Origin of the sequence: Corynebacterium sp. HMSC036D02 (genome assembly GCF_001836165.1) — a bacterium.
Taxonomy (GTDB): domain Bacteria; phylum Actinomycetota; class Actinomycetes; order Mycobacteriales; family Mycobacteriaceae; genus Corynebacterium.
In genome coordinates this window covers 1-212 of the sequence record NZ_KV827659.1, presented here as the reverse complement: position 1 = coordinate 212, position 212 = coordinate 1, and the positions used below count along the sequence as shown (strand labels likewise).

Annotated in this window: 1 protein-coding gene; it reads right to left on the bottom strand. The window is 53.8% G+C overall.

Going from position 1 to position 212, the window contains the following annotated elements:
- The coding region (locus HMPREF2743_RS02760) for a transposase (RefSeq protein WP_141761382.1) at window positions 1-165 on the bottom strand (165 nt) is incomplete at its 3' end.
- Between the last annotated feature and the right edge of the window lie 47 nt (window positions 166-212).

The window sequence follows — 212 nt, the reverse complement described above, 5'->3', positions numbered from 1 at the left end:
GGTCTTCGTGCGGGCACGTTTGCCGGTGCCGTACTGCTTAAGCCAGGAATAAAGTGAGGAGCGATTGACTCCAAGCTCTGCTGAAGCCGCGTGAAGTGAGAGGTCCTCATTGTTTTCGTAGAGGGCCACAGCATCACGTTTGAACTGTTCGGAGTACCTAGGCATGGTGGTAGATTACCTTTCTTCCCAACCCAACCGGGCTGGATATCAGG